Source organism: Dolichospermum sp. UHCC 0259 (assembly GCF_009711935.1).
In the GTDB taxonomy this organism is placed as follows: Bacteria; Cyanobacteriota; Cyanobacteriia; order Cyanobacteriales; family Nostocaceae; genus Dolichospermum.
In genome coordinates this window covers 1-7,013 of sequence record NZ_VIKX01000106.1, presented here as the reverse complement: position 1 = coordinate 7,013, position 7,013 = coordinate 1, and the positions used below count along the sequence as shown (strand labels likewise).

Annotated in this window: 5 protein-coding genes; 1 reads left to right on the top strand and 4 read right to left on the bottom strand. The window is 40.3% G+C overall.

The features are described from left to right. Window positions 1-16: 16 nt before the first annotated feature. From FJR05_RS08230 to FJR05_RS08215, 4 genes are all read right to left on the bottom strand, one after another. Complete coding sequence (locus FJR05_RS08230) at window positions 17-667, bottom strand: serine/threonine-protein kinase (RefSeq protein ID WP_254446830.1); 651 nt, start codon at window positions 665-667, stop codon at window positions 17-19. Window positions 668-747: 80 nt separating this feature from the next. Further along, window positions 748-2,259 carry an anthranilate synthase component I gene (gene trpE, locus FJR05_RS08225; RefSeq protein WP_168643660.1) on the bottom strand — a complete coding sequence of 504 codons (1,512 nt, stop codon included), beginning with the start codon at window positions 2,257-2,259 and terminating at the stop codon, window positions 748-750. A gap of 267 nt (window positions 2,260-2,526) precedes the next feature. Next, the gene (locus tag FJR05_RS08220) at window positions 2,527-2,943 is read right to left on the bottom strand and encodes a photosystem I reaction center subunit II PsaD (RefSeq protein WP_168643659.1); all 417 of its coding nucleotides are present in this window, start codon (window positions 2,941-2,943) and stop codon (window positions 2,527-2,529) included. A 108-nt stretch (window positions 2,944-3,051) separates the two neighbouring features. Next, window positions 3,052-5,040 carry a DICT sensory domain-containing protein gene (locus FJR05_RS08215; RefSeq protein ID WP_168643658.1) on the bottom strand — a complete coding sequence of 663 codons (1,989 nt, stop codon included), beginning with the start codon at window positions 5,038-5,040 and terminating at the stop codon, window positions 3,052-3,054. Between the two features lie 515 nt (window positions 5,041-5,555). Between FJR05_RS08215 and ovoA the strand changes: the two genes are divergently transcribed. Further along, window positions 5,556-6,878 carry a 5-histidylcysteine sulfoxide synthase gene (gene ovoA / locus FJR05_RS08210; RefSeq protein WP_168643657.1) on the top strand — a complete coding sequence of 441 codons (1,323 nt, stop codon included), beginning with the start codon at window positions 5,556-5,558 and terminating at the stop codon, window positions 6,876-6,878. Window positions 6,879-7,013 lie beyond the last annotated feature (135 nt).

Here is a 7,013-nt window from a genome sequence, read left to right as displayed (position 1 = left end):
CCTACTTCTACCTACCCTATAAACTCTCGAAAGTGGGGGGAGAGTGAAAAACTACATAAACATCTGTATAATAACCAAAATCTCCACGCCGTTGATATTGTTCTATGGGTGCATAACCTTCTGTTTTACTCGCTGTCATGCTTCTGATTTTACCAGGTTGAAATTCCCTCGCTAACCCAAAATCAATTAATACTGCTTCCTTGCTTTCCCGTCGCAACAAAATATTATTGGGTTTGACATCTCGGTGTAAAAGTTTCCGTTCATGAACACATTCTAAAGCTTGTCCGATTTGGTCAATGTAGCGCAAAGCTTCGGTTTCTGACAAGTAACCATTTTCAGCAGTGTAGTTTTCCACATAAGCTGCTAAATCATCACCGTCAATGTGTTCCATAACAATAGCCCAAAGTCCATCTTCGGGAAAATTGTCGTAAACTTGGACAATATGGGGATGATAGCATTTTGATAAATCTAAGGCTTCTTTTCTAAACTTCTTTTGTATTTCCGCAAAGTCGGGTTTTTCTTGTTGTTCCCGGTTGAGGGTTTTAATCACAACCAACCTATTTTCTTCTGTATCTTCTGCTAAATAGGTTTCACCAAAGCCACCGCCACCGATCGCTCTTTGAATGATATACTGTCCGTTCTGTAGTGGGGTGTTAGGTGTCCACATATTTTCTGAATCAGGATTTAAGGATGTACAGGATTTAGATCCCCGACTTCTAGGATACGTCTTTGCGCGAAAATAAATTCTCAACGCAAACAACGAATTGCTTCTAATAATCCTCTAGCTTTATTCAGTGTTTCTTCATATTCCTTTTCTGGGTCAGAATCAGCCACCAAACCTGCACCAGCTTGGACAGTAACAGTCTGATTATGTAATACCATAGTTCTGATGGCGATCGCACTATTCAATTGTCCTTCAAAGTCATAATATCCATAGACACCAGAATACACACCCCGGCGACTTGGTTCTATTTCATTAATAATTTCCATCGCGCGGATTTTAGGCGCACCGCTGACAGTCCCAGCCGGAAAGCACGCTTTGAGTAAATCCCATGCGGTTTTACCCGGTGCTAACTTACCTACCACATTACTCACAATGTGCATAACATGAGAGTAGCGTTCAACGATCATTAATTCATCAACCTTAACACTACCGCTGCTGCACACCCGCCCTAAATCATTGCGTCCTAAATCTACTAACATGACGTGTTCGGCGATTTCTTTGGGGTCTTGAAGTAAATCAGCGGCTAAAGCGGCATCTTCCCTTGTTGTCTTCCCTCTGGGTCTAGTTCCCGCAATGGGACGGACTGTGGCGATAATTTCCCCCTCATCATTGCATTCTGCTTTCACCATGACTTCGGGACTAGAACCGATAATTTGCCAGTCTTGGAAGTTAAAATAAGCCATGTAAGGTGAAGGATTGATTTGGCGCAAAGAACGGTACAGGGCGAAGGGATTACCTGTATATTCTGTTGATAAGCGTTGTGAAATAACGACTTGGAAAATATCACCAGCTTTGATATGTGCTTTGGCTTTTTCTACACTGGCACAAAATTCTGGGCGGGTAAAGTTGCTAGTATATTCCTCTATGCCCGCTTTAGGCTTGTTTCCGGGGGCTGTCCAAGATATTTTGGTGTTTTCTGGTGATAGGGGCAAAGATAGCTTCCTGACCATTTCCTGAATGCGATCGCTCGCCTTTTGATATGCTACCTCTAACCCGGCTGAATCACGTAAATCTGCGTAGGCGATCGCCCAAATTTTCCGTTTTACCTGGTCAAATACTAATAATTGGTCTACCTGCATCCATAATCCATCAGGGATATTTCGCTCATCTTGAGCATGAATTGGTACACGCGGCTCAATCCAATTTATTAATTCATAACCCCAAAACCCAAATAAACCGCCAATGCCTGAAGGTAATTCTGGTAATTTTACTGGGTGATAAGGTGCTAAACATTCAGATAAAACTGTAAACGGATCACCTATAAAAACTTGTTGATCACCATTTCGATGGGTTTGGGTAGTTCTATCACCCCTGGCTTCCAAAATCCACAAAGGATCACAACCTAATAAACTATAACGGCCTACGGTTTCGCCACCTTCCACCGATTCCAGTAAAAAGCTATAAGGTTGATCTGCACAAACTTTATACCAAGCGGATACAGGTGTATCTAGGTCGGCTATCCATTCCTGATACACTGGCACAAAATTACCTTGGACAGCAAGTTTCTGAAATTGGTCGAAATCGGGGAAAATCATAAATAATTAGGTTTTGCTGAAAAAATTTTTCGTGAAGGCTAGGAGTCAGGAGTTAGGAGGAAGAAGAAAGAATTATATAGAACTTGATAGCCTTTGAATATTCCTGAAACTATAGATATATAAAGGTTTTACATTTATTAAGCAAACCCCAATTAAAAATTAAAAATTAAAAATGAGTTTTTTGGAATGGGTAATCGGGCAAAGTTTTTGATGCTTTCCCATTACCCATTACCTATCACCCATTACCTATCACCCATTATCTAACGATTAAGCGTCGTGAGTAGCTTTACCGCTGAACTTGATTTGTGCAGGATTGGGATTTTGACCGATTCTGCGGGGTACGTGACGCACCATTTCCCGACCGGGATTTACCTTTTCAGGGAAGACACCATCAGCAGGGTGAATCATTGTGGTTTCGCCACCTGGGAGAATGCGGTAAACTTTGTAGTCAGTGATTTTGAATTTGCGAAGTTGTGCGCCTAAAGCAATACCGTACTCTTTGCGAGCAATGTAAAGTAGGTTTTCGCCTTTCACCATTTTAGCCGCGCCACCAGTGGGCATTTCAAAGACTTGCTCTTTAGGGCTTGTCCAGGTGATAGCGTACTTTTCTTCTACTTCTGCTTTTGTGAGTAGTCCGCCAGTGCTGCCACCAAAGATTGGGGTTTTTCCAGTCAAAGTTGCCATAAACTGTCTCTTGGAGGTTTTTACGGCATCCTAACATTGGAACTCGACTTATGTTGCGATCGCGTTATAGACTGTAACAGTTTTTAGTGATTGGTTGGTTGTTAGTTGTCAATTATTTTCCTGACTACCATGCACGATGGGAATTGTAAAATGGAATTGACTGCCTTGGTCTTTGCCTGTGGACTCTGCCCAAATTTTTCCATGCCAGCCATTGACAATTTGCCGACAAATTGCTAGACCCAATCCAGTCCCACCAGTTGTGCGCCGTAATGCCCCTTCCTCTTGGTAAAAGCGGTCAAAAACGATTTCTAGGCGATTGGGTTCAATTCCTCTCCCTGTGTCCGCTACGGTGACTTCTAACATCTCTTGACCATTGCTAATGGCTTTAATAATAATTTGCCCAGAAGAGGGAGTAAATTTACAAGCATTATCTACCAGTTTGGCAATTACCTCCACTAACCAATCACCGTCAGCCCTGACTAAAGGTAAGTTGTCGGAAATTTGAGTTTTGATTTTGGGTATTTTTTCTTGGCTAGAGCGTGTCCGTAAGCGACTGAGGGCTAAATCTATACATTCTTGGATGGTTAATGATTCAGGATGCCATTCTACCCGACCGCTTTCTAAGTTAGAAAGGGTTAAAAAGTCTTGTACCAGTTTCCGCATTCTTTCGGAGTCGGCCAGGGCTGTACTGAGCATTACCTGTTGTAATTCCCAGGGCATATCCGGTTCAGTAGCCAAACTTTCTAAACAAACTTGAATGGTAGATAGGGGAGTGCGGAGTTCGTGTCCAGTAATGGCAATTAAATTACTGCGGGTGCGGTCCAAGGCTTCTAGCTGTTTGTTCAGTTCTTCTAAATTGGCAAAAGATTCGGCTTGGATCAGGGCTGCACCTATTTGAGTAGCGATCGCCTTCACTAAGTCTAACTCTCCAGGTTGCCATTCATGAGTAGGAAAATAGCAATAATGTAACTCGACAATGCCCAATAGTCGCCCCTGGTACAATACGGGTTCGATTAACCAAGAACGCACGCCAAACTGCTTGACAATGGACGATAAGGCTGGTGATTTCTTTACCTTATAGTCTGTCAGGGTATCAGCCACACATACTCCCTCCAACTGTCGTAGCACTTGCTGAAATAGCGGATTATGTTCTAACTCCCAACTTTGTCCCAGTACAGATTTGACATTAGAATTCAAAAATTCATGCCCAATTGTCGCTTTTGCATCTGTAGATTGGGCGCGATAAATAAGGCAGCGACAGGCTTCTAAATGTTGTCCCAACTCTTGCGCTGCAACTTGGAGAATTTCTTGGGGATCAAGCGATCGCCTAATTGCTGTACTAATCGAATTTACCAACCGTTCTTTTCGGGCTTGAGCGGCGATCGAACGGTAAGCTTTATGCAGCTTATACTGACTAGCTTGCAGATATGTCACCAACCTCTGCACAAACGGGTCAGTATCAAGGTCACAAGCATACTCACGATCAGAATTGACCACTGACTTACCTGTTAATTTCCCAATCCCCAACCGACTGAACACTTCATCAACTTTCCCAGCTAAATCCGGCCGATACACCTGAATTCTATCTAACAACAATTGGGCAGCTTTTACACACACTCCTTTTTCCGATGTCCAAATCCCCTCAAATCTTCGCGCTGTATCCATATCCAAGTTAGGGAGCATCTCTGGGATATGTTTATTTTTAGCCAGAGAACCCAAGCTTTCTCGACAGATTAAGCAAGTAGCATAATTATCAGCCACCACTAGCAAATGCCACTCTTGCGCTAAAGCGTCATCAGGCTCAAACGCGACCTTTTCATAATATTCTGAGCTATTAGCAAACTCCGTTTCCGGTGCAGACAATACATATATTTGATTACTTTTTTCCGCAAGTCGTTGATAGCGATGGGCTTCTTGACGGTAAAATCGCTCTTTCTGAAAACTAGCAATAATCAGAGGACGATCCAAATTAGCGGCTAAAACCTGATCTTCCATAGCATGGGAGAGCGCAGTTAGTGAAGCCTTAAAATATAACTGGGGTCGTAGATGGGGGAGTGAGTTTAGTAAATCACTCAGCACGGAAGTGGAAATACTCATTAGTCATTAGTCATTAGTCAGTGGTCACTGGTCATTAAACACATATTATCTATTACCTATTGCCCTTATCCATTACCAGTAGCAAGAACATTGATTTATTTTTATCACTCCATCCAATATAGCTTTGTTGGTAACTAACGCCAAAATACCACAACAGGGGCTAACGTAAATTCTAACGAACTAACCCAAAAAATTGGTATTCCTAGAAATTCATATACTTATTTTAGATTAGCCTAAAAAGATTGTTTATATTTATTTTTGTCAACATAGTAATTCATCTGTTAGTAATTTCACCGAAAATATTAAATACAGAAATCCATTTACTAGTAATTTTACCGAAAATATTAAATTTTAATTAAAAACAAAAAAATCGTATCAATATAAGATAATTAAATATATAGCCTATAAATCTTTACAAGAATTTCTGCAAAGATTTATCATTGAGATAAAAATTTTATTAATCCCAAGATTAGTCAATGGTTTGATTAAAAAAATTAATTCACCCGGTTAAGAAAATGACAGATGCCCCTATTCCCCAACTCAATAATTGTAGTTCAACCAACCTACTTAAATATTTTGAAAATTCCTGGGAAATGGAAGAAACCTTAATGAAAAGTGTCATTAAGGAAGAAACCTTTTATCTCAATCCCGATCCTTTAAGAAATAAATTAATTTTTTACCTTGGACATTCGGCTGTTTTTTACATCAACAAATTAATTCAAGTGGGATTAATCAAACATCGGATTAACCCCCAATATGAAACCCTATTTGAAGTTGGCGTTGATCCAGAAACACCAGCAGAACTAGAAATAGCAATTCAAGGAATTAACTGGCCTGACACCCAAAAAGTTTGGGAATATCGAGACAAAGCTAGAGCAGAAATTACCGCAATAATTCATCAAACTCCTTTAGATTTACCCATTCATCAACAGCATCCTATTTGGGCTTTATTAATGGGAATAGAACATAGTCGCATTCATCTAGAAACCTCCTCAATGCTGCTGCGTCAATTACCCATTGATAACTTAAAACGTCCCCAAGGTTGGAATTATGCCCCTACTAATCAAGAAATTCCCCATAATCAAATGCGAGAAATTCCTGGTGGTATAGTGAAATTGGGAAAACGCCAAGATGATTTAACTTTTGGTTGGGATAGTGAATATGGTCATTTAGAAGTAGAAGTCTCCCCATTTTTAGCTAGTCAATATCTCATTACCAATGGAGAATTTTTAGAATTTGTCCAAGCTGGTGGTTACAATAATGCAAATTATTGGAATCATGAATCTTGGGAATGGAAACAACTCTACAATATCCAATGTCCCAAATTCTGGATACATCAAGAAAATAACTATCGCTATCGTGCCACATTTGATGAACTAGATTTACCTTTAGATTGGCCTGTAGAAGTCAACCATTATGAAGCGATCGCATTTTGTCGCTGGAAAGGTAAAAACACTCGGTTAATGACAGAAGCAGAATGGAATCAAGCCCTAAAAATATCAGAAGATTCTAATTTAGCAAATAATTATAATCTCAACTTACAATTTATTTCTCCCACCCCGGTAGGAATGTTTTCCAAAAATCATCCATCTGGACTTTCTGACCTCCGGGGTAATGTCTGGGAATGGTTAGGAGAAACATTCAAACCCTTACCAGGATTTGAAACCCATCATCTTTATCCAGACCAATCTGCACCCTTTTTTGATCATAAACATTTTATGATGTTGGGTGGTTCTTGGGCAACGAATGGTACAATGGCTTTACCTTGTTATCGTAACTGGTTTCGTCCTTATTTTTATCAGCACGTCGGTTTTAGAGTTGCTGAAAGTTTTCAATAAATATAAAATCGAGATCCCCGACTTCTTTTGTATTTTTGTAAATAAATTACGAATTAATATTCAGAAGTCGGGGATCTGATGTAACTGTTCACACTCCCCCACTAAAAAGGAATTAGGAAGTAACAGGGATAGGAG